The organism is Planococcus sp. ISL-110 (genome assembly GCF_018613575.1).
Classification (GTDB): domain Bacteria; phylum Bacillota; class Bacilli; order Bacillales_A; family Planococcaceae; genus Planococcus.
The window spans coordinates 171,569-193,371 of record NZ_JAGGPX010000004.1; the positions used below are offsets into that span (position 1 = coordinate 171,569).

23 protein-coding genes are annotated in these 21,803 nt (G+C 45.2%); 9 read left to right on the forward strand and 14 right to left on the reverse strand.

Annotated elements, in window-relative coordinates; genetic code table 11:
• Positions 1-214: 214 nt before the first annotated feature.
• Positions 215-715, forward strand: a complete 501-nt coding sequence (locus tag J7I83_RS02270; protein WP_215099061.1) for a TRAP transporter small permease — start codon at positions 215-217, stop codon at positions 713-715.
• Positions 700-1,965: a TRAP transporter large permease gene (locus J7I83_RS02275; RefSeq protein WP_215099062.1), complete on the forward strand. Its 1,266-nt coding sequence runs from the start codon at positions 700-702 to the stop codon at positions 1,963-1,965. Before J7I83_RS02270 ends, J7I83_RS02275 begins: the two co-directional genes overlap by 16 nt.
• Positions 1,966-2,077: 112 nt before the next feature.
• Here J7I83_RS02275 and J7I83_RS02280 read toward each other — a convergent pair whose 3' ends face one another.
• From J7I83_RS02280 to J7I83_RS02320, 9 genes are all read right to left on the reverse strand, one after another.
• Positions 2,078-2,656: a TerD family protein gene (locus J7I83_RS02280; RefSeq protein ID WP_215099063.1), complete on the reverse strand. Its 579-nt coding sequence runs from the start codon at positions 2,654-2,656 to the stop codon at positions 2,078-2,080.
• 18 nt (positions 2,657-2,674) lie between these two features.
• Positions 2,675-3,757 carry a toxic anion resistance protein gene (locus tag J7I83_RS02285; protein ID WP_215099064.1) on the reverse strand — a complete coding sequence of 361 codons (1,083 nt, stop codon included), beginning with the start codon at positions 3,755-3,757 and terminating at the stop codon, positions 2,675-2,677.
• 20 nt (positions 3,758-3,777) lie between these two features.
• On the reverse strand, positions 3,778-5,391 hold the full coding sequence (locus J7I83_RS02290; protein ID WP_215099065.1) for a YceG family protein: 1,614 nt from the start codon (positions 5,389-5,391) through the stop codon (positions 3,778-3,780).
• 24 nt (positions 5,392-5,415) lie between these two features.
• Entirely contained in the window at positions 5,416-6,231 is an 816-nt protein-coding gene (locus J7I83_RS02295) for a hypothetical protein (RefSeq protein ID WP_215099066.1), read from the reverse strand.
• Positions 6,228-7,337 carry a cysteine protease StiP family protein gene (locus tag J7I83_RS02300; RefSeq protein WP_215099067.1) on the reverse strand — a complete coding sequence of 370 codons (1,110 nt, stop codon included), beginning with the start codon at positions 7,335-7,337 and terminating at the stop codon, positions 6,228-6,230. The genes J7I83_RS02295 and J7I83_RS02300 overlap by 4 nt, the downstream gene beginning before the upstream one ends.
• The gene (locus J7I83_RS02305; RefSeq protein WP_215099068.1) at positions 7,334-8,704 is read right to left on the reverse strand and encodes a phosphoribosyltransferase domain-containing protein; all 1,371 of its coding nucleotides are present in this window, start codon (positions 8,702-8,704) and stop codon (positions 7,334-7,336) included. The genes J7I83_RS02300 and J7I83_RS02305 overlap by 4 nt, the downstream gene beginning before the upstream one ends.
• Complete coding sequence (locus J7I83_RS02310) at positions 8,637-9,782, reverse strand: HpcH/HpaI aldolase/citrate lyase family protein (protein WP_215099069.1); 1,146 nt, start codon at positions 9,780-9,782, stop codon at positions 8,637-8,639. The genes J7I83_RS02305 and J7I83_RS02310 overlap by 68 nt, the downstream gene beginning before the upstream one ends.
• Before the next feature lie 107 nt (positions 9,783-9,889).
• A complete protein-coding gene (locus J7I83_RS02315) occupies positions 9,890-10,468 on the reverse strand; it encodes a TerD family protein (RefSeq protein ID WP_215099070.1) in 579 nt (192 codons plus the stop codon).
• A 14-nt stretch (positions 10,469-10,482) separates the two neighbouring features.
• On the reverse strand, positions 10,483-11,097 hold the full coding sequence (locus J7I83_RS02320) for a TerD family protein (protein WP_215099071.1): 615 nt from the start codon (positions 11,095-11,097) through the stop codon (positions 10,483-10,485).
• 316 nt (positions 11,098-11,413) lie between these two features.
• Here J7I83_RS02320 and J7I83_RS02325 point away from each other — a divergent pair, with 316 nt between their 5' ends.
• The 5 genes from J7I83_RS02325 to J7I83_RS02345 all read left to right on the forward strand — a co-directional run bounded on the left by J7I83_RS02325 (position 11,414) and on the right by J7I83_RS02345 (position 17,144).
• Entirely contained in the window at positions 11,414-12,352 is a 939-nt protein-coding gene (locus tag J7I83_RS02325; protein WP_215099072.1) for a glycosyltransferase family 2 protein, read from the forward strand.
• Positions 12,342-12,752, forward strand: a complete 411-nt coding sequence (locus J7I83_RS02330) for a GtrA family protein (protein ID WP_215099073.1) — start codon at positions 12,342-12,344, stop codon at positions 12,750-12,752. The genes J7I83_RS02325 and J7I83_RS02330 overlap by 11 nt, the downstream gene beginning before the upstream one ends.
• A gap of 4 nt (positions 12,753-12,756) precedes the next feature.
• Positions 12,757-15,336 carry a YfhO family protein gene (locus J7I83_RS02335; protein ID WP_215099074.1) on the forward strand — a complete coding sequence of 860 codons (2,580 nt, stop codon included), beginning with the start codon at positions 12,757-12,759 and terminating at the stop codon, positions 15,334-15,336.
• A gap of 101 nt (positions 15,337-15,437) precedes the next feature.
• Positions 15,438-16,079, forward strand: coding sequence for a superoxide dismutase family protein (locus J7I83_RS02340; protein WP_215099075.1), 642 nt, complete (start codon positions 15,438-15,440; stop codon positions 16,077-16,079).
• A gap of 189 nt (positions 16,080-16,268) precedes the next feature.
• Complete coding sequence (locus J7I83_RS02345; protein ID WP_215099076.1) at positions 16,269-17,144, forward strand: SDR family oxidoreductase; 876 nt, start codon at positions 16,269-16,271, stop codon at positions 17,142-17,144.
• 127 nt (positions 17,145-17,271) lie between these two features.
• Here J7I83_RS02345 and J7I83_RS02350 read toward each other — a convergent pair whose 3' ends face one another.
• From J7I83_RS02350 to ytvA, 5 genes are all read right to left on the reverse strand, one after another.
• Entirely contained in the window at positions 17,272-17,967 is a 696-nt protein-coding gene (locus J7I83_RS02350) for a YqjF family protein (RefSeq protein ID WP_215099077.1), read from the reverse strand.
• Positions 17,968-18,065: 98 nt separating this feature from the next.
• Positions 18,066-18,884: a manganese catalase gene (locus tag J7I83_RS02355; protein ID WP_215099078.1), complete on the reverse strand. Its 819-nt coding sequence runs from the start codon at positions 18,882-18,884 to the stop codon at positions 18,066-18,068.
• A gap of 42 nt (positions 18,885-18,926) precedes the next feature.
• On the reverse strand, positions 18,927-19,196 hold the full coding sequence (locus tag J7I83_RS02360; RefSeq protein WP_215099079.1) for a hypothetical protein: 270 nt from the start codon (positions 19,194-19,196) through the stop codon (positions 18,927-18,929).
• Positions 19,197-19,414: 218 nt separating this feature from the next.
• Positions 19,415-19,681 (reverse strand): OsmC family protein, encoded by a 267-nt coding sequence (locus J7I83_RS02365; protein ID WP_215099080.1) that lies wholly within the window; start codon positions 19,679-19,681, stop codon positions 19,415-19,417.
• Complete coding sequence (gene ytvA, locus J7I83_RS17950) at positions 19,600-20,496, reverse strand: YtvA family blue-light photoreceptor (protein ID WP_353048219.1); 897 nt, start codon at positions 20,494-20,496, stop codon at positions 19,600-19,602. The genes J7I83_RS02365 and ytvA overlap by 82 nt, the downstream gene beginning before the upstream one ends.
• Positions 20,497-20,635: 139 nt before the next feature.
• Between ytvA and J7I83_RS02375 the strand changes: the two genes are divergently transcribed.
• Both J7I83_RS02375 and J7I83_RS02380 read left to right on the forward strand, forming a co-directional pair.
• A complete protein-coding gene (locus J7I83_RS02375; protein WP_215099082.1) occupies positions 20,636-21,340 on the forward strand; it encodes a type 1 glutamine amidotransferase domain-containing protein in 705 nt (234 codons plus the stop codon).
• Positions 21,341-21,394: 54 nt separating this feature from the next.
• Complete coding sequence (locus J7I83_RS02380; RefSeq protein WP_215099083.1) at positions 21,395-21,598, forward strand: hypothetical protein; 204 nt, start codon at positions 21,395-21,397, stop codon at positions 21,596-21,598.
• The last annotated feature ends 205 nt before the right edge of the window (positions 21,599-21,803 follow it).

Sequence of the window (21,803 nt, forward strand, 5' to 3'; positions counted from 1 at the left end):
TTAAATTTTCTAATTTTATTAAAAAAAATAAAATTAAGGTTTCTTTAATAAATAATAATTCATATAACTCTATCTAAAAGTCGATTAATCGGCCGATATCCATATTTAAGTTTTCTTTTAATTCAAAATTTTACTTGTTATTGATTAAGACTTGTATTATGATTTGACTAATTCTTTTCGTATCCAAAATACAAAGTGGTTAAGGAGGATTCAAATGAAATATCTGAATCGTATTGAAAGCGCTTTCTCCGTTATCTTGTTCTTATTTGGCATCGGTATTAGTCTCTACTCGGTCTTCATGCGCTACATTATGGGCAGTTCCCAAAGCTGGGCGACGGAAATCTATACCATGCTTTTAGTTTGGGCCATTTTTATTGGCTTTTCATCAGCTTTAAAAGAAGATAAACATATTGCGATAGATGTAGTCTACGATCGGTTCGGTCCCAAAATGCGCCATTTTTCCCAGGTCATCACTTTGCTAATCGGTGTAGCTTTCAGCCTATTCATTATTTGGACTGGTATGGATATGGTGACGACAGCTTTTAGCCAAGATATCAAAACCATTGATGTCGGCTTCCCGATTTGGATCAATTACCTGATCATGCCAATTGCAGGAACCCTGCTGTTTATTCGTTTTTGTGAAAAAGCTTATCGATACTTTGTTAAGAAAGAAAATGTGACGGGCGGAGGAGATGCAGAATGGAAGCAGCTGTAGTCGTAATCGTTTTACTTTTTGTTTTTGCTTTCTTGCGGGTGCCGATTGCTATCAGCTTAGCGGTTTCCAGCATTATTGGTCTCTATATGGTGGATTTTTCATTGAATACGGTTATCCAGAGAATGTTCACTGGAGTCAACAGCACCACTTTGATGGCGATTCCCGGATTTGTTTTCGCTGGCTTGATCATGGCTAAAGGCGGAATCTCCAAATACCTGATTGAATGCATCCGCTCTTGGGTCGGCCACACAAAAGGCGGCTTGTCCGTAGTGACTGTCATCACTTGTATGATTTTCGCAGCAATTTCAGGCTCTAGTCCTGCAACTGCCGCTGCGATTGGTGCCATTATGATTCCAATGATGGTCAAAGCTGGCTATGAAAAAAGCTATTCAATGGGTTTGGTGGCTGCAGCTGGAACATTAGGAATTCTGATTCCACCTTCGATTCCGTTAATTCTTTACGGATCGGTTTCTGAACAATCTACTGGAAAATTATTTTCTGCAGGGATCCTGCCAGGACTTTTACTTGGATTGGCCTTGATTATCTACGCTGTACTTGTAGCTTATCGAAAAAATTACGGTGGATTGCCAAAGGTTCCTTTAAAAGACCGGTGGCTCCCTACCCTAAAAGCTACCTGGGGGCTTATCATGCCTGTTCTTATTTTAGGCAGTATTTATACAGGAATCGTCACACCGACAGAAGCATCATTTTTAGCTGCTTTATATGCCATTATCGTTTCCATTGTTATTTATAGAGAAATGACTTGGTCCCAATTTATCGAAATCACCAAGGAATCGATCAATACCACTTCTATGATTTTCCTGATCATTGCTGCAGCCCTGGTTTTCGGGATGTTCTTGACGACTGAACAGGTTCCACAGGATTTTGCTGCTTGGGTCAGTGACAGTGGTTTCAATAAGTGGACATTCTTGATCATCGTCAGTTTGCTGTTCTTCGTTCTTGGCATGTTCCTGGAACCAACAGCCATCATCTTGATTACTTTGCCGATTTTGCTGCCCATCATTGCGGCATTGGAGATCGATGTCATCCACTTCGCCATAATCATGGTAGTTAACATGGAACTAGGTATGATCACACCACCGGTTGGGCTCAATCTCTTCGTTGTCAGTGGAATAACCGGAGAGAAGGTCGAACAGGTCATTAGAGGGGTTATCCCCTTCTTTGTGATATTTATAATTGTCCTAGTCCTGATCATCATCTTCCCTCAAATTTCGTTGTACTTAACTTGAATTGTATATTGAAAAGCTATCGCCTAGTTGATGGCATAAGAAAAGACGGCAGAAACTTCCTGCCGTCTTTTCTTATGTTTTTATAAACTGATAAACCGTTTTCTAATTAATATCAACCTAAGCCATAATCATTTACTAATGCCGCAAGGCCGCCCTGATAGCCACTTCCGATTGCGTTGAACTTCCATTCATTTCCGTGACGGTACAAGTCGCCGACCACTAGAGCCGTTTCAATTGAGAAATCTTCTCCAAGATCATAGCGGATCAATTCTTCGTTCGAATTTTCGTTGACGATGCGGATAAAGGCATTCGACACTTGGCCGAAGTTTTGTCCGCGGCCTTCTGCATCGTGAATTGTTACAGTAAAACTGATTTTATGAATATCAGCAGGAACTTTTGGCAAGTCGATGATCAACTGCTCATCATCACCTTCTCCTTCGCCTGTCAAGTTATCGCCCGTATGGGTAACTGAACCATTGCCCCCAACTAGATTATTATAAAAGATAAAATCTTCCGGCCCACGCGATTTACCGTTTTCACCTACAAGGAAGACCGAAGCATCCAAATCGAAATCTCCGCCACCGCTGTATTTATTGGTATCCCAGCCCAAACCGACGACCACTTTTGTTAGGCCCGGATTTGTTTTCGTCAAGTCGATCTTCTGTCCTTTTGAAAGGTTGATAGTTGACATATTGATTTCCTCCTCCGATTAATTAGCTTTACGCTGTGTTTCTTCGTACTTTTTCTGCAATTCTTCGATACGGAGACGGCCTTCTTCACGCATTTTGCGATTTTCCTGCTCGATCTCGCGCGTGTCATTCATCCCCTGCATTATAGTCTCCCATGTTTGTTCAATGGTTTCAATCTTGATGCTCGGTTGGCCCGACATTCTTGCAATATCGACGCTTTGCCGCGAAATGTCGTTGGCATTATTCAACAGCATTTCATTGGTACGACGATCCAATTCGCTCATCGATTCGGCGACCAGATTTTGGCGTTTCGCCGCAATAGCATTGATCAAACCGGTTTTAAAAATCGGAATGGTCGTAACGAAAGCCGAATTGATTTTTCCGATCAGCTTGGTATTGCCGCGCTGCAGCATACGGATTTGAGGGGCCGACTGGTAGGAAACCTGTTTCGCCATTTCAAGATCGTAGACGCGCTGTTCCAGAAGCTCGATTGCACTTTGCAGGGAGTTCAATTCCATAAGAGCCATTTGGTCGCCTGACTCCGCTTTTGCACGGACAGCCGGTTCCTGGGCTTTCAGTTCCTCGACTTTGATGTCGCCTGCTGCGATGTATTTTTCCAGCTCCATGAAGTAATTGAAATTTTGGTTATACAGTTCCTCCAAAGTAGTTGTCGATTTTTTCATTTCGCCTTCGTACTTGGTGATTTCAACGTATACTTTGTCAATTTCAGTTCCCATGGTCTGGTACTTGTTGAATAACTGCTCAATCACTTTATTGCCTTTATTGAAAATTTTGTTGAAAAAACCCTTTTTTTCAACAAAATCCTTTTTATCGAATTTATCCATGATTTTGCCAAGTTGTTTCAGCAGTTCACTGGATTCCTCCATGCTGTTTGCCTGGACGGAATTCAATACTTTTCCTGTAAAAGCGGAAATCTCATTGGCGGGCTCACGGCCGAATTCCAATAAAGCGATTTGATTTTTAGGGTCGATCTTGGAAGCCAGTTGAATGACTTTAGGATCTTTTTTCAACTGAACCTTTAATTGATTTTCGTCTTTCATCACCAATTCCTGTTGTTCAATTTGATCTGGCATATTGGTCATCGGTTTTCACTCCTTTTTGGCTACAGCCATTTTCTGAATATTTTTTTCACCACAGAAGGCTCACGGTAAGGCTCGTTAAAGCTCCGTTCATCCAGCCAGTGCATATCAAACGATTCGGGATCGAGCCAGCGTTCGATGTCCTGATGCCCCTGTGGGTTGATGATGATGACATCAAGCCCGAACGTGTGGATCAAGGCGATCATATTGGCGTCTGCACGGCTCAACTCACCGTCTTTTTCTTCGTTGTAGAACAGCATCGTCGGTACGAACTGCGGGTAATCGAATAACTGGATCAACTGGATCACTGAATCCGGAAGCGACATGGATTGTGAAAAAGCATAAAGCTGCAATTCCTCAAATGATTCGCCGTTTTGTGGCAGCAAGATCGGTTTCTCTACATGTCTGGCAATCGCTGCTGCTATCGCAGTTTGGACGCCATCCGGCAATTTATTGTATTTCCACCAATGTGCGGCTTTCATTTTTTCGGGATCGAGCCGTCCGTCCCTTCCAAGAGCAGCGCGGTAATGGAATTGCTGATTGCCTTTTCGCTCTTCGATAAAAGGAAAGCTTCTGACCAATTTCGTATCTTCACGCTCGGTCAAATTGTGGACATTTTCCCAAAAGCGTCTGCGGTCTTTCTCGATGCCCATAAGCTTCGAGAAAACCACTGGAATGTTGACGCTTCCACTCGCGACTGAAAACGATGGACGAACCATCGCGCGCTCTTTGGCAAGCATGAATGCCTCATCCATTGTCGTTTTTAACCGTACCGAGTGGGTCAAATAGGATTTGAATTGGAAAGGTTTATAGAGCCCTGAATCATCGTGATGCAGCAGGCGATCCACTTCCTGGGTTGCCCGGTAAGCGACCGTGCCGACACGTTTCGGCTTTTCTTCCGGAAAAGGCAAGAGTGATGTGGCATTCACTTGAAAACTATGGCTGTGAAGCCCTTCTTTTCCAATTGCCTGCTCGAACCAGCCTTCTCCTTTAGGGTCGTAGACGATGACGTGGAAGCCGAAAGCGGCTGCCAGTTTCAAAAACCAGGTCTCACTTTCCGAAGCGCTGCCGTACCATAGAAAGCCCGGCAAGCCTTTTTCCAGCGACAACTTTTCAATTTCAGGTTCGATGTGGTTAAATATCCACTTGACCAAATCAGTCGTGACGCGCCGGAAAGAGGAATGGGTCGTGTTTCCTTCAGATTGCTCCTGGAAAGCTTTCAGGACATCGATCAACACAACCCGGAGACGTCTGTTCAGGTCGGAATCCTTTAATCGGGGCAACAGCCCTTTACCATCGAGAAACGCCACCATTCGGTTTGGCGACAGGCCTTTTTCTTTTTTATTCATTTCAAACAGATCCTGCAATGTCCGCAGACGATCCTGCTCGATATGTTTGTTCATCTTATCAGAGAGCCGGATTAACCGCCCTTCTGACGCTTCGATAACATCGTAGATAGCGGCAAAATACTCATCGCCATCAAGAGTCATGCCCTTCACCTGTCCAAGCAGCTGCGGATACGTAATCTGATTTTCTTCAATTTTAGTTTCGCTGTGATCCACAATCGGTTTTTTCAGCCACTCCCCGATCTTTTCCGGATCCCAGGTTTTTGCGGGGATCGGATGCAATTGAACCATCGGAATCTCTCCTTGCTTTGTTGCTTACTTGCGCTGCAATGAAATCTCGGCAACACGGGCCAAGATTTCTTCTCCTGCTTTGATGCCGTGTCTATCCGTTTTGTGAATATGCCCAGATACCGGAACTGCGCTTCTCACTGCTTCACCATGGGAAGCCAACATGCTATAATCTGCACTTTCCAATAAATCGAGATCCAGCAGCGAATCTCCGGCAGCAAAAACATAGCTGGCGCCCAGACGTTCTTTGACATACTCCATGGCAGCTGCTTTCGTGATGCTTTCCGGCATAAAATAAAGCTTCCGGCCCTGCAAGGACATACCCCACCCGAGCTTTTTGAAAGCTGTCGTATAGAAATCAAGCTTGTCTTCAGGAAAACGGGCACGGTCCACAATCAGGTAGACGAACCAATCGTCCGCTTCCCGCACTTTCAGCACCCAGTCTTCCGAGAAATGGCGCTCGATCTCCGGCAGCAATTCCGCAATGATGGTTTTCTGGCTGATGCACTTTTGGCGAATCCCATCCGACCATTCCTTGATTGGCTGGCCATTTTCCAAAATGACCGCTCCATTGGAAATGATCGCAAAACGCGGCGCCTGCTGTCCTCTGAAAATGCCTGTGACCCGCTCGTATTGAGCCTGCGTTCGCGTGGTCACCGGCAAAAAGAATGCGGCATCGTTGATTTTCCACAGCTCTGACTGGCTGTTTTGGGTCATGAAAGACAAAGGCTTGCCTTCGTAGCGCTCCACTTCAACCAATTCTCCTTCTGTCACATTCATTCCCATCGAATTGCGTGAATAGATTAACGTCTGATCCAAATCGCTGGCGAATAATACCGTCATAATTCTTTACCTGAACGGATCAAGCCGATTGCGCGATAAAACAAGTCAGGAACAACTTCCACCGGTATCTCTTTTTCTTCTGCCAGCATCAAAATATGGTGGACATCCGGATTATCCAGGCTGTTGACCAAAACCTTCCACGGGCTTCTGCGAAGCAGGACACGTGTCGTTTCCCCAACTCCCGGTTTGATCAGATGATAGTCGGTTTCACTATACATCTGCTGGCCGATCGCTTCGACTTCCCTCATGCCCTGCCATGTTCTTTCCGCCGTCACCGGCGTAGAGACAGCATCCTTTTCAACTCTTTCACGAGTCCCGGCAAAACATTCCGTAATCTGGTCGACAAAATCATTGGATAAATCCTCTCCCAGCAGCTCGCCGTAAAACTTCGCTCCATGGAAATCATCTTCACCGATATACAGTTTGTTGAGAATGGTGCGGCTCACCAATCCCGAAACGGTCGCATTCAGGCAGGCGCTTGGAATAAGAAAGTCTTCACGTGTGCCGAACAATACCGCACAGGCACCTGGGTCAGCCAACACAGCCATATCGTCATGCAAGTCCATGGCTTTTTCCGAGTTAAGGCTGTTAACCGCTTTAGTCAATTCCTTTTGGATAGCCCCTTTTCCGGTCCAGCCATCCACAAATTGGATGCGGCTGGTCGGATGTGCGGCACGAATCGAATCGATCGCTTTTTCATCAATCCCTTTATCGCGCAAAATGGAGACGCTGTAATGCGGCCAGTTCATATTCATCACTCGCTGGGCGTAGCGGCGGATCAAAACACCGATTGGGCTGCCTGCACGCGCCAATGACACGAGAACAACATCATCCGTTCCTGCATTCATGAAAATGCGGCGCGTCACCAGTCCGACCAGATAACTTAATTGCTGTTTGGTCTTTTTTACCGTTTCATGGTAAAGATTTGTGTATTCATCAGAAGGACGATATTCCATCGGCAGCCGTTCTGCATAATGTGCACCTGTCTGAACCGCTTTTTCCCGTTCCTCCAACGTACTTTCAATAAATTCTTCGCTTACGTCTTTCAATAGGAAAGTGATATCTTCTTTCGGATAACTCGTTTTTACTAGGCCCGTTGCTATCATTCGATCTCGTCACTCCTTTTGCTGGTTGTCAGAGATACCCATTCTACTGGCGCTTTTTTCTCAAGATACGCAAGCAATGGCTGCCATTCGGACTTCTCAATGACAGATTCAGCCAGCAGGTAAATGCGGTCAATATCCAGTTCGTTCAGGTTGTAAACAAACTGGCCGACCTCTTTGGCATCCGGCAATCTAAACCCGGCTTTTTCCCTGATAGGATAGCCTGCTGTCTGTGAAGCGAAAATCGGACTGCGCGTTGTAGTCTGTACAAGCGGGTTGCCACCCAATGCCAAGGCGAAACGCAAAGGCAAGTACATATTTTCCCCTACTCCAATGACCAGCGCCTTATCACTTTTGTGACCAACCAATTTGGCTGCGGATTCTGCCCAGTCACCTATTTCGTCATGTTCCTTGCTGGTAATGCCAAAGCGCCCTGTATAGGATACATACTGTTGTCCAGTCTCCGAACCGACAGTCAATTTCTTTCCTGGCAATTCGACATCTGGAAGCCTGGAGCCCGAACTGTTCAATGACATCAATTCAGGTTCTTCCGGTGCTTTGCTATGGACCAATTCAAACTGGCCGGCCATTAAGGACAGAATGTTCAGACGGATCCCTCTGTCACTGGCCATTTTTTCCATTTTCTTCTTTTGGCCGTCGTTTCGCCAGTCAAGAATGGAAAGAGAAGCATAATTTTTTCCCGGAAATTGATCATCCAACGCACAAACCAGGTTCAGCAGCGTATTGCCTGTAGAGATTTCATCATCAATCAAGACGATGGTTTCCGCTTCTTCAAGCATACCGGAAGGCGCATATACTTTATGGGACGTTGCGTGGGAATGCTCTTCTTCAAAGACAAAAGATGGGGTAATGCCGATAATTTCTTCACGTGTTGTATGAATATAAGCAGCTCTCTCGAAATGCTGAAAAACCGAATGGCCAAGGCCGGTTGCCGTTTCAGCCATGCCGATGAAAACTGTTTTCTGAGGCATCGTTTTTCTAAATTGCAGTGATTTCAAGCTTTTTTCATGATCTATAGCACCTGTTTCGATCATTTTAACGAGTGAACGCGTATCGGGATGACCTTCGAGCCCCGCTCTTTCCATCAGCAATGAAGCCAATAAGGTTCCTGTTCCCAGCGCCACAGACGGGTGGACTGCCAAGTGTTTGGCAATCAGTTTGCTGACGAATAGAAACTGGCGCTTTTTATTGACACGCAAGGCTACGGAAAAAAGCGATTCCGGTGAGAGTCCGGGATAAGCATTTGCAACCGTAATATTAATATCCAGGTTATCCCATAACTTAGTATTGATTTGACAGTTGGTTAGTCCGGATGTGGTTGAGGACATCGATTGGTTGATAGTTTTCATTCAGCACCCCATAGACTTCCGCTTGAGCGGCAATTTTCCTTGCCCAGCTCAAATGCGGTTTTACTTCGTTCATTTTATTGCGCTTGGGACTTTGCAGGACACCGTTCCGCTTGACGCTCTCGTTGAGGATCAAACTAGCGTCTTCAAAAGTTTCAAGGGATACGATATGGCCGGCATTGACGATTGAGATTTGAGACGGGTGGATACAGGTTTTTCCTTTAAAACCGTTCAGAACGTCCAGCTGGACTTCTTCCCACAGCGTTTGCTCCGGTTTTGAAGACAGCCACAACCGTTCCCCACCCGAGAAATGTTCGTACACTGGGCCGGAAACGGTAAAGCCATCTTCTGCACGGTTAAAACGGTTAAGGATGGCAGTCAGGCAATCACGAATGATATGGACATCGTAAATTGTCCGTTCTGCAGGGCGCCGCAAGCCATAAAGGCTGGAAAAATCGGTTGCGCCTACACGAATCGTCAAAACCCGGTCCGCTTCTAATCTCATGATTTCATATAATTCCGCCAACGTCTGTTCACGAGATTCACTGTACAGCACTTCTTTCGTTTCAAGCAGAGGCAGCGCGTAAAGTTTTCTGCCGGCTGCTCTGCTGGCACGATCCAAGGCTTCGAAAAATAAAGGCAGTGTAGCCGGCAAACATTTCGGGAAAACGATGCCAGTCAACACGCTTAATGCAGTGCCCGCCTGTTTGATCAATTTATCCAATTGTTCGGGCGTGCGAATCCGCAAAAACAGTGATGGACCGGCCATCCATTGCTCTAAGTTCGCCTCTGCCAGTTTTTTAAACTCGCCCACTACATTTTGTTCCGCCTGCTCCAGCTCCGTATCGGCTACTGCGTCTTCCAGGCAGACAATTAATGTTGTTAAGCCGGAAAATGCACCGCTGCTGTAACTTCCACTCAAAATCTTCTGGGCGAAATCCACTCTGGATCCCGGTGTGTAAAGTGCCGCACCCAGTGCCAGGCCTAAGGTTTCCCGTTCCGTATCACGGTTAAATTCTGCCGGGTAATATTTAAAAAAAGTCTTTAAATCAGAATCTGTCAATCCGCTGAAATGTCTCATGCGTGGTCCCTCCCGGCATGCTGCTGCTACAGCCCGTTCAAATTATCATTTCATATATGAATGGAGAAAAAGCAAGGAGACAGTCTCCTTGCTTTCCCATCGTTTACTCAGCTGTTTAAGCCAAAGTCCTTCACAAGAGACTCTAAGCCGCCTTGATAACCGCTGCCAATGGCATTAAATTTCCATTCTCCTCCGTGGCGGTAAAGTTCACCCACAACGACCGCAGTTTCAATTGAAAAATCTTCACCCAAATCGTAACGGATCAATTCTTCATCTGTATCTCCATTGACAATGCGGACATATGAATTGCTTACCTGGCCAAAGTTCTGGCCGCGTCCTTCTGCATCATGGATTGTGATAGCAAACGTCGCTTTTTCGATTGAAGCCGGAATAGCCGATAGATTGACCTTCACCTGTTCATCATCGCCTTCGCCTTCGCCGGTTTGATTGTCACCGGTGTGTTCCACCGCTCCACCAGCGCCTTTAGTGTTGTTATAGAAGATAAAATCAGCTTCTGAAGCCGTTTTGCCTTCACTATTCAGGAGGAAGACTGAGGAATCCAAGTCGAAATCTTGTCCTCCATCATATTTATTGGTATCCCATCCCAAACCTACAATTACTTTGGATAAGCCGGGGTTGGATTTTGTCAAATCTACTTTTTGTCCTTTTGATAAATTGATGGCCATTGTCCCTTCACTCCTTAAGAATATTTGTTTGCGATAGATCCGATATCGTGTTCTGATGCCCCATCTCCGATGGCAGAAAACTTCCACTCTGCACCATGACGATAAAGTTCGCCAGTGATCAGCGACATTTTCCCGGCATAATTGTCGGTAAGGTTATAATGGACCAGTTCTTCTTTCGACTGATTGTCGACCAAGCGGATAAAAGCATTTTCAATCATGCCGAAATCCTGTTTCTTTTGTTTCGCATTGTAGATATTAACGACGAAGACTAAGCGATGAATAGAAGGGGAGATGCGTTTCAAGTCGACATGGATCATTTCGTCGTCACCTTCGCCTTCGCCAGTCAAGTTATCGCCTGAGTGGACAATGCTGCCATCTTTGCTTTTCTTGTTGCCGAAATAGATCAGATTTTCTTTTGCTGTAAGCTTGCCGTTTTCATCCAGGAGCAGTACAGATGCGTCACAGTCAATGTCAGCTCCACCGCCTCCACCGCCGAACAGGCTGTTTAGGAAACCTCCGCTTTTTTTGGTTTCAACAGGGTCCCAGCCCAAACCAACCATGATGCTTGAAAGCGATGACCGTCCTTTTGTTAAATCGATTTTCTGGCCTTTTACAAGATTGATCGCCATTCTTAACACTCTCCATTCATCAGTATGTATTCTATTTTAATGGTATCAGTCCAGCATGTAAAATCCAACGAATAAAGCCTGCCAACAGATTGTCAGATTCAGGGGTTTTTCCCGTCAAATCGAATGGCCTGAAGTTTCCCGGACAGTAATTTTCAAGCTGAATCTTCAGACAAATGTTTTCTTAAAACACCTGACGTATACTATGTACGTATGTAAAGCTAGGAAGTTTCATTTTCGCAAGGCATACTTCTTAAATGCCGCGGGTAATATAATCTTTAAGGAAATTTTTATCAACAGCTCGAAAGGGGAAATAATAATGAAGCTCATCTCTATTGTTGTTCCAGCTTATAACGAAGAAGCAAACATCGCTTCCATGTACGGCAGATTGGTGCAGGAACTTGAGTCTCTTCCCTATCGTTATGAAATTATGTTCATCAATGATGGCAGCAGTGACGGCACTCTGCAGGAAATTTTAAAGCTGGCAGAGACGTATGACAGCGTGAAATACATTTCATTGACACGAAACTTCGGCAAAGAGTCAGCAATGCTTGCCGGCCTAAGGCGCATTAAAGGGGACGCCGCCATTGTGATGGACAGCGATTTGCAGCATCCGCCCACCTTGATAGGAGAAATGGTGGAGGGCTACGAGGAAGGCTTTAACCAGGTCGTTGCCAGACGGTCTCGCACTGGGGACTCTAAAGTACGTTCCATGCTTTCGGCCTTCTACTACAAACTGATCAACTCGATTACCGATGTTGATCTGCAGGATGGCGAAGGGGATTTCCGCCTGCTGAGCCGCAAAGCCATCAATGCCATCCTGGCATTGAGTGAAAGCAACCGATTCTCCAAAGGGCTATTTTCTTGGATCGGCCTCAGCAAAAAAACGATCAACTACGAAAACGTGCTGCGTACGGATGGCGATTCAAAATGGTCGTTCAGCAGCCTTGTCAATTATGGTATTGACGGCATCATCTCATTTAATATGAAGCCCTTGCGCGTTTGTTTTTACACAGGCTTTCTGGTCTTGGTTTTGTCACTCATCTATATTTTCTTCACGCTCTTCAATATCATGCGTGAAGGCATCGGGGCTCCAGGTTACTTTACAACAATTACGGCAATCCTTTTACTGGGAGGCATCCAATTGATCAGCCTCGGCGTCATCGGTGAATACATTGGACGCATCTACAACGAAACCAAGCAGCGCCCGCATTTCCTGGTGGATATCAGTAATGTGGATGAATACGATGAGCCTTAAAGCGCTGAACACTGAATTCACCCGCTTTGTTTTTGTCGGTATAATCAATACCTTGAGCTATTACAGCATTTACCTGGTGCTGCACAATGCGTTCTCTTTGCCTTATCTGCTGGCACATATTGTCGGCTTTTTGATCAGTTTGAACATTTCTTTTTTCCTGAACTGCTATGTGACTTATCGAATCAAACCCACGGTAAAGAAATATCTTTATTTCCCTTTGACGCAGGTCGTTAATATGTCTGTTTCCACAGCCCTGATCTTTGTTTTCGTCGAATTTCTGCACCTTAACAGCAACATTGCCCCTTTTGCGGCGGTACTGTTTACAGTTCCGATAACCTTTGTCGTATCAGGCAGAATTCTCAAAGATCCGGCTCATTCAAAATATGCAAAAAGACGGTGACTCTATGCAAAAGCTACACCCTGCTCTTCTGCTATTATTCTTCAGCTTACTATTATCGGCTGTCGGCCATGCTGTTTTTCTCTACCAGTGGTCACGCAGCCACTTCATGGTAGGCATCAATGACGGCCTCTCGCAAATGATGCCCTTTAAGCATCTTTTATATGAACAATATACCCGGGGGGAATTTTTTTACTCGTTCGATTTTGGTTTAGGGGCTGGCACCTTCAGTGAATTGTCTTATTACTTTTCTACTTCGATTGTGTTCTTAGTATCAGTAGTGATTGTTTTCGTACTAGAGGCCGTTCATATCGTTCAGACCACGGATGTGCTGTTCTGGGCAAATGCGGCCGTCTTTATCAGCGTGATCCGTTTGGCTGCAGTATTGTTCATCACGACACGTCTGTTCATGTATATGAAGATTTCGAAGCCTGCAGCTCTGCTGGGAGCTTCTCTATATGGTATTTCAGGTATGTATTTCCGCCATGTCACGTATTGGGAATTTTTCGCGGACGCTTTTCTATGGCTGCCAATTCTCCTGTTCGGGGTCGAAAAGATTTTCCGCGAACAAAAGCCTGGATGGTTTTTAGTCGCTGTCGCTATTTCGATGATCGACAACTTCTATTTTGCTTACATTAATTTTTTATTGACTTCTCTTTACATTCTTTTCCGGTTGTTTATCCCGCTGGGTCCGGATGAGCAGGACAAGAAGAAAGCGATAATGAGTTTTGTAGTCACTGGCCTTATTGGAGCTGGCATCAGTGCGGTTTCCTTTATTCCCGCTGTGTATGCATATTTGAATAATCACAGGCCCGACTTTCAACAGGAAATTCCATGGCTCGATATGACGGACAATATTTTATTCGACAGCCGCTCTATCGTCCTGCCAGCAATTTTCGTGTTGCTGTTATTTTGCGGATTTCTGTATCGCAATAAAACGTTTCGCTTGTTTGCGCTGCTGGGAATTGTCGGGATCATTATGCATCACAGCCCGTTGATCGGCAGTGCCTTTAACGGGTTCTCTGCTCCGCAATACCGCTGGGAATACTTTTTGTCCCTGGTTATTGGCGGGGCTGTTGCGGCAGCATTCGATCAATTGCCTAAATTCACGATTCGCCGTCTGTTGATTGCAGCTGTTTTTGCGATCTTCTTTTTCGCATTGTATGCGTACAGAGATGAAGATTTTGAAATCCATTCACAGGTTTCACTTTTCACTTTCGGCAGCCTGCTGTTAACGCTGTTGCTGTTATTCTTTTATATTCGTTATAAAAAACCCTTTTTCAAGGGGCTGTTAATGGTTTTTCTGTTTGCAGGGACGTTGCTGTTTGCCAATCTTTATCAATGGGAAAAAATTCTTGAAGATGGAGATATTGCGCAGGTCGGTGAAGAATTAATGACCGGAGCTGACTATGACGATCCTGAAATAAATGGGCTTCTGGAGTATATTCATGCCAAAGAAACCGGCGGTCCTTATCGCATTGAATGGATGGAAGGCGTCCGCAACAACACCCCGATCGTTCAGGATTTCCAAGGATTGAGTGCCTATTCGAGTATTTTAAATAAGAGTTTATTGTCCTTTTATCTATATGATCTCCAAATTGATATGGGACGTGAAAGTGTCAGCCGCTATGCGACTCTGGGAAATCGGGCCAATCTGTACAGTATGCTGCAAGGCAAATACACCATACGGCCAATCAGGGATAATAACATTCCATTCGGCTTTACAGAAATCCGTTCATCAGACAATTACGCAGTCTATGAAAATGACCATGTCCTGCCGTTTGCCCGATCCACTTCTACTGTTTATCAGGAACAGCAATTAGCGGAAATGCCCGTGCTCATGCGCGAGCAAGCCATGCTGTCAGGTATTGTACTCGATCAGGCTCAAGATGCTGAGTCTCTATCCATAAACGATGATATCAAGATAGGCTATGAAGTGGCTACAGTTGGTGCGTCCTATGATGGCAGTATTCTGGAGGTCACGGAAGAAACCGGAGGCTTAAATCTGAATGTGGAAAATCTGATGGAATCCGATGGTGATTTGTTTGTATCCTTCCATTTGGAAACCCAGGCGGCCGATCAGGGCTTTACTCTTCAGGTCAACGATTATCAAACGACCAGAAAATCCAATCAATCGGTCTATAAAACATTTGTCGATGATATTACCATCCGTATTCCTGCAGACAAACAAGTCAAAATACGCCTTCCCGAAGGTTCCTATGAATTGACGGGAATTCAACTCCATTCAGAGACTTATGAAATTTTGCAGGAGCAGGCCGACCAGCCAGATCGAGCCAGCAACCTAATAATCAATGGCAGCAAAGTCACTCTTGATTATGCCAATGCTGCAAACGATGAATACTTAAAACTGTCCATCCCTTACGAACAGGGCTGGCGGGCTTCTGTGAATGGACAGGAAACACAAGTGCTGAAGGCTGATTATGCCTTTTCTGCAGTTCCTTTGGAACCGGGTGACAACACTATTTCTTTGACCTACCAGCCGCCATTCTTCAAACCATCCCTTATCATCAGTGTGCTGTCTGCACTGCTAGGGCTGCTATTTATCTTCCGAAAAAGAGGCGCATAAGCCTTTTTTCTCCTACAAAAGAATCGATTACAGAAAATTGCGTTTATTGAGCAACAGATACGTGTAATGTAGAGTAACACGATTTCGAGGGAGGAGTTCAGATGAAGCGTTGGCTTTTGCTTGTTTTCGTACTGGCTTTCTTATTGTTCCTTGCAGCCTGCGGCAATGAAAGCGCAGAAGATCCACCGACAGAATCCGATGGCGCAACAGAACAGGAACTTGAAGATGATGGAGATGACTTGCCGCAGCTTGGAGATGAAACAGATGAAGAAAGCGGAGAAGAAATTCTCATGTTGACTGTGGAGATGATGAACAGTGACGGAGATTCAATCGGCACTGCAGAATTGTCTCAAGAAGACGCCGGTGTTGCCGTAGTACTTGAAATTGAAAACTTAGAGCAAGGTATGCACGGCATTCATTTCCATGAAACTGGACTGTGCGAAGCCCCTGACTTTGAATCAGCCGGGGCCCACTTTAATCCAACCGGGGCTATGCACGGCAAGGACCATCCTGATGGACCACACGCTGGGGATTTGCCAAACATTGAAGCAAACGATGACGGCACGGTCACACAGGAGTTTATAGCTGAAAATGTGACGCTCGCAATCGGGGAAGAAAACTCACTGCTTAAAGAAGGCGGCACGGCTCTCGTCATTCATGCGAGAGAAGATGACCACACAACAGACCCGTCCGGTGACTCAGGTGACCGGATTGCCTGCGGCGTTGTTACGGGAGAATCGTAACGGTTTTTCTGAATCTGCCGCCCTGTAAAACGGAAATGCCCAGTCCAGCGGGTGTTTCCGTTTTTTTCTTTAAAAGCTCAAGCGGCAGCATTGCGCCGTTGACTTCCAACTAATTGCTAATTGTGTTTAAGTGAAACACCAACGGGAATAAGGAACATGATGTTATTTATTTTTTAAGGAGGATTCAGCATGCCTAAAGATAAATTTGAAAAAATCGACGAACAGGTAGATCCACAGGAGCAGTCTAAACAACCCGGTTCAGAAGAGCAAATGGATCCTGAACCCATTTATGATGATAAAGACTATAAAGGCTCCGGGAAACTGGAAGGGAAAGTTGCGCTCATTACAGGCGGAGACAGTGGAATCGGACGTGCAGTAGCAGTCGCTTACGCAAAAGAAGGTGCCAGTGTCGCTATCGCTTATCTCGACGAGCATGAAGATGCCGATGAAACGATCAAGGCGATTAGAGCGTACGGAGCCAAAGCGGCAAAATTCGCTTCGGACATCAGCGATGTAGAAAATTGCAATCAGCTGGTAGTGGATGTCATTTCTGAATTTGGCCAATTGAATATCCTGGTGAATAATGCAGGAAAACAGTTTCCACAGGATGATTTTCTGGCCATCAGCCCGGATCAGCTGATGGAAACTTTTTCGACCAACATTTTCAGCATGTTCTATTTAACGCAGGCTGCCTTGCCGCATCTCGAAAAAGGAGACAGTGTTATCAACACATCGTCCATCACAGCTTACCGCGGTTCTCCTGAGCTGATTGATTATTCATCAACTAAAGGAGCAATCACGAGCTTCACGCGTTCCTTGTCAGCTAATCTGGCTGAGCAGGGAATTCGTGTGAATTCTGTTGCACCAGGCCCTATTTGGACGCCTCTGATTCCAGCGACTTTCAGTGCAGAAAAAGTTGGGAAACATGGTGGAGATACACCGATGGAGCGGCGTGGACAGCCTTCTGAACTGGCTCCTGCCTATGTCTATCTGGCTTCCAAAGATTCGACCTATGTGACAGGTCAGGCGATTCATGTAAATGGCGGAGATTTCATCAGTTCCTGAACAGTAACAGACCCGGAAGATACCGGGTCTGTTTTCATTTTCCATGGAACCGATAAAGTGGAATCGGTGTTTTCAAGCATACTAAAAATCTTCAAAACCCATTTTTATTTCACTGGGATATTCCCTTCTATAACTCTTTCACTGGCGCATAAAACCAGGTTTTTTGCTTTTTCGAATAATGAGTCATAGGTGTCTGATGATGGAGGGAAACAGGCAGGTACGAAGCCATTGTGTTTTGATGGATTTGGCCTTTTAAATAATGGAGCGTCCAAGGTGAGTGTGCTATATCCACACGGTAAAGTTGATCTTTAGGCTTTGTCCACAAACAATAACGTTCCGTCAGCCACTGTTCCAATGGACTCGCCAACATGGGCTTTGAATCTTCTTTAAAAGTCATCTTAAAGGATTCGGGAAATTGGCCGTCTTCGATTCGTCGGCTGGCGAATATCCACTGCTCTGCTTTTTTTGACATGCTTATATCGGCATGCTTATAGGGCAGAAATCCGCCGAGGGAAGCACCTGTTACAGCAAGCCGGCTGTCCGCATCCAAACTGAAAAAATACACTCCCTGCCTATTTTTGTATTTCACGTATGTTCTTACGTTCAGTTCGAGGTAGGAACGCGTGCTGGGAACCGGTGGAAGCAATCGAAGACGTGTAGCTTTTGCGCGGAACAACACTACACCAATCCATGCCTGTTTATCGTATAAATCAACCTCCAATTCTTTTGGTATAAAACGGCGAAGCCAATCCGCCTCCACTGGCCAGTGTAAGAAAACGACATCCTTCCATTCCTGCTTCATGACCCAGGGTCTTTTTGCCACATCTTTCACCTCTTTCCTTCCAAAATTTTTTTTACAAAAAATCAAAGGCTGCCCCTAAAAAGCCAGTGCTTTATGACTTCGGGACAGCCTCAAAAGGGTTATTTCAATTTATTTTCAGGCAATGAGTTATGGGCTTCGGGTGGAGCAGGTTTCAGTTCAGGTTTAACGCTGAATGGCTCCGGTTTTCCAAACTTGAACTCATGGCCATCCGGTGCAGGCTCATGCATCCATTTCAACTCTTTGCTGCTTTCTGAATTTGTATACAGAGTATGGGAGTATTCGGTAGCTTCCCATTCCGGTGGAAGTGTTCCAGGTACAATCGGGCCTTCCTTCGCTTCCAATTCTTTTATGGCAGCAAGCCACTGGTTTTGGTGCATCGTGTCGCGTGCCAACAGAAATGAAAACAGATCTTTTACGCCTTTATCGTCTGTCATGCTGTATAGGCGGGCTACCTGCAGACGGCCCTGCGATTCCGCATTGACGTTGGCACGGAAATCCGCCAATAAGTTTCCGCTTGCCACGATATATCCGGCGTTCCAAGGAACGCCGTTGCTGTCTTTTGGAGAAGCACCCAATCCATGGACGATGGCATGCTGCGGATTCATGCCGCCCATGATTGCTCCAACAATCGGATCGCTTGCGGCTTTTTCCTGCTCATAGACAGGTGCTCCCTCAAGGAGCCTTGCCACCATAGTTGCAAGCATTTCAATATGCCCCAACTCCTGCGTTCCTGTATCCATCAGTAAATCTCTATATTTTTCGTTCCCTCTTGTGCTCCATCCTTGGAATAAGTATTGCATCGCAACTGACATTTCACCAAATTGCCCACCAATCAATTCCTGTACTTGCTTAGCGAAGACCGGATCTGGAGCGTCTGGTTTAGCATGATACTGAAGTTCTCCTGCGTGAAAAAACATAAATAAAACCTCCTGGTTGATTTTAGTTTTTACCTATGGAGCTTACTTGCCTTTTTTCTTTAGTTTGGCATCTCCTGGATGTCCACCGTCGTAATCAGAATCATTTCCGCCTGAGTTGAAGGAATCACTGGTCGATTGTTCCTGCTGGTTTTCCTTGAGCTTGCGATCTTTAGCCACAACATCCTCGGGATGCCCGCCATCGTAATCAGAGTCATTTCTGCCGGCATTGAATAGTGCATCCTTCTTACGTGAATCCGATTCTGCGAATTCGATGTCCTCAGAATTCTGCTGCTTGTTTGCCTCTTTATCCATTGCTTCAACCTCCTCAGAATTTTTCGTAACTCTGCATTCTCTTTCTACCCGACTACATGTTTTTAAAACCATTTTCTGTATTTCCCAGCACCTCTTCAAGTTTTCTATTTTGATTTTTATACATAAGAAAAAGCTGGAAAGCAGTGCCTTTCCGGCTTTTTTGAAACTTCTTAAACTATTTTCAATTCTACGCCAACATTTTCTCTTGCCGCTTTGGGCTAGGGGCAGAATGCATATGTTTTTTCGACAAGATCTCTTGCTGTCGCTTCGCCAACGCCTTCCAAGCAGGCATTGAATGCGACTCCGATCTTGAAGCTGCCATTGTCTTCGTCTCTTTGGAAGTGGGCATCGGCTTTGATGGAAGTACTGGAAACTTCCGCTTTTTCTTTTTTGATGAGTAAATTCAATGCTCCATCGCAGCAAGCAGAACAGCCTGCCGCGAATAATTGTTCAGGATTTGTGCCTTCTCCTTCGGGACCGCCCAATCCTCCGTCAACTGATTTGTTTTTGCCAGCTTTTTTTGTGTAATAAAATCCAGCGCTTTTTCAATTGTTGAGAAAGTGATCAAGTGGCTTTCTCGGTCCAGATCATTGGCAAACTGCTGGTCGGCGGCCGGGGAAATACCCGTTGTGTAAAGCTTGCTTCCCATTACCCGAAGTGCGTCGTAAATTTGCCTGAACCAGTAGAGAGGTGATTTTTCATTCCACGACAACCCGGTGATGTCAATAATAGCGTGTTCAATGCGATGCTCTTGAATATATTCGCAGATCTTCACTTTCAATGTTTCAAAACGCTGAAAATTCATGGTGCCGACCAATGCAACAGTCGCAACATTTTCCTGAACAGACAAAATAGGCAGCATCAGCTTTTCAATTTCATACTCATTTTCCATAATCGTCTTTTGCTGAGAGCGCTCCAGTGTAATATCTTTCTGAGTACCAATAAAATACAGTCGGCCCTCTATGCGTACTGGTTCGATAGCCAGCCGATTCCAGAACGAAGAACTATCTTTACGGTAATTCTGTAAAATCAGCATGACTTTTTCTTCACAGGCAATGGCATTTTTCATTTTTTTAATGTCCTTTTTTGCTATTGCAGGCCCTTGCAGAAAGCGGCAATTGCGTCCAATCACTTCTTCTTGTGTATACACCGTCATTTCAATAAAGGTTTTATTTGTGTAGATGATTGGATTATCTTCCTGTGATGGATCAGTCACAATAGCACCCACTTTACTGCCATCAATCATGGCTTCAAGCAAGGTCACTTGGATTTCTTGGACTAACTCTTTCAAGCGGTCCACCTCATCTTTCATTTCATTAAATAAATGTAGCATATTCTTATATGCATTTCCGAGTCCGTATTAGATGCCACGTTTCAGGATTTTTCTTACAGGGTAAGTGAAGAAACAAGGACTTTTTAACAACTAGGGGGAAGATACGATGGCAAAAGTATTAGCGGTATTATCGAACGGCTACACAGATGAAGAAAATAATTACGTGACCGGCTGGTGGGCAGAAGAACTTTTCGCACCTGCCTTGGAACTCGAAAAAGAAGGGCATGTTGTCGGACTGGCTTCCATTGATGGCGGTAAACCTGTGGTCGACCCAGTAAGCATCAGCAAAGACTATGATCCAGAGGGCATTTATAAAAAACAATATGATTCAGGCATAGCGGATAAAACAACACCGATTGTCGACGTCAAAGCCAGTGAATACGATGCCATCATGATTGTCGGCGGACACGGCGCCATGTTTGATTTGGCTCACAACGAAGATCTGCATGCGGTGATCAATATTGTCCATGAACTGGGCGGTATTGTTTCAGCTGTCTGCCACGGTCCGGCTCCTCTCGTATACACGAAAACGAAAGAAGGCCGGGGAATTCTCGAAGGCCTCAAAGTTACAGGCTACCCGAATGACAATGAGCCAGAAGAAGTCATGGATTTATTACCCTTCAGCCTTGAAGATGAGTTGAAAAAAATTGCTGACTATCATGAGGAAAAAGAGCAGGATGCCTATGTTGTCTGGGGAAGCGAGCAGATTCTTACAGGCCGCGATCCCCAATCTTCCCAGCTGTTTGGCCGCGAGTTGGCTCAGAAATTATCTCAACGTGAGTTGCAGGCAGAAGAAAAGTTTCGGGATTGAATCTTCTCCTTATAGGGTAAAGACAATTAACAGCAAGTTTGAGGAGGCAGTCAAATGAGCAATAGCGAAAAAAAAGATTACATGAAAGAAACCGAAGAACAAGCAAAGCAACGGCCACCTGAGGAGAAAGAAGGACTACAGGAGCCAAAAACCACAGGCTATAAGCCGTTACAGTTAGGCATCATCATCTTTGTCATTCTGGTTCTCATCATTGTCGGTTTCGGAATTGGAACTGATTGGTTCGGCCTATTCGATTAACGTCTTGCGTGTATGCATCACTCCAGATTTCCAACACAAAAAGCTTCCCGTTTTGTCGAGGCCACTGAAAAACCCTCCCTTTAAATCAGCGGAGACTAAAAAAAGAGTCAGAAGGCAGGATTTCCCTGCCTTCTGACTCTTTTTTATCACCTTTATTGTTCCGCAGCTTGCCTGCGCTCATCCAGTAATCGAAGAATTCGTTTCA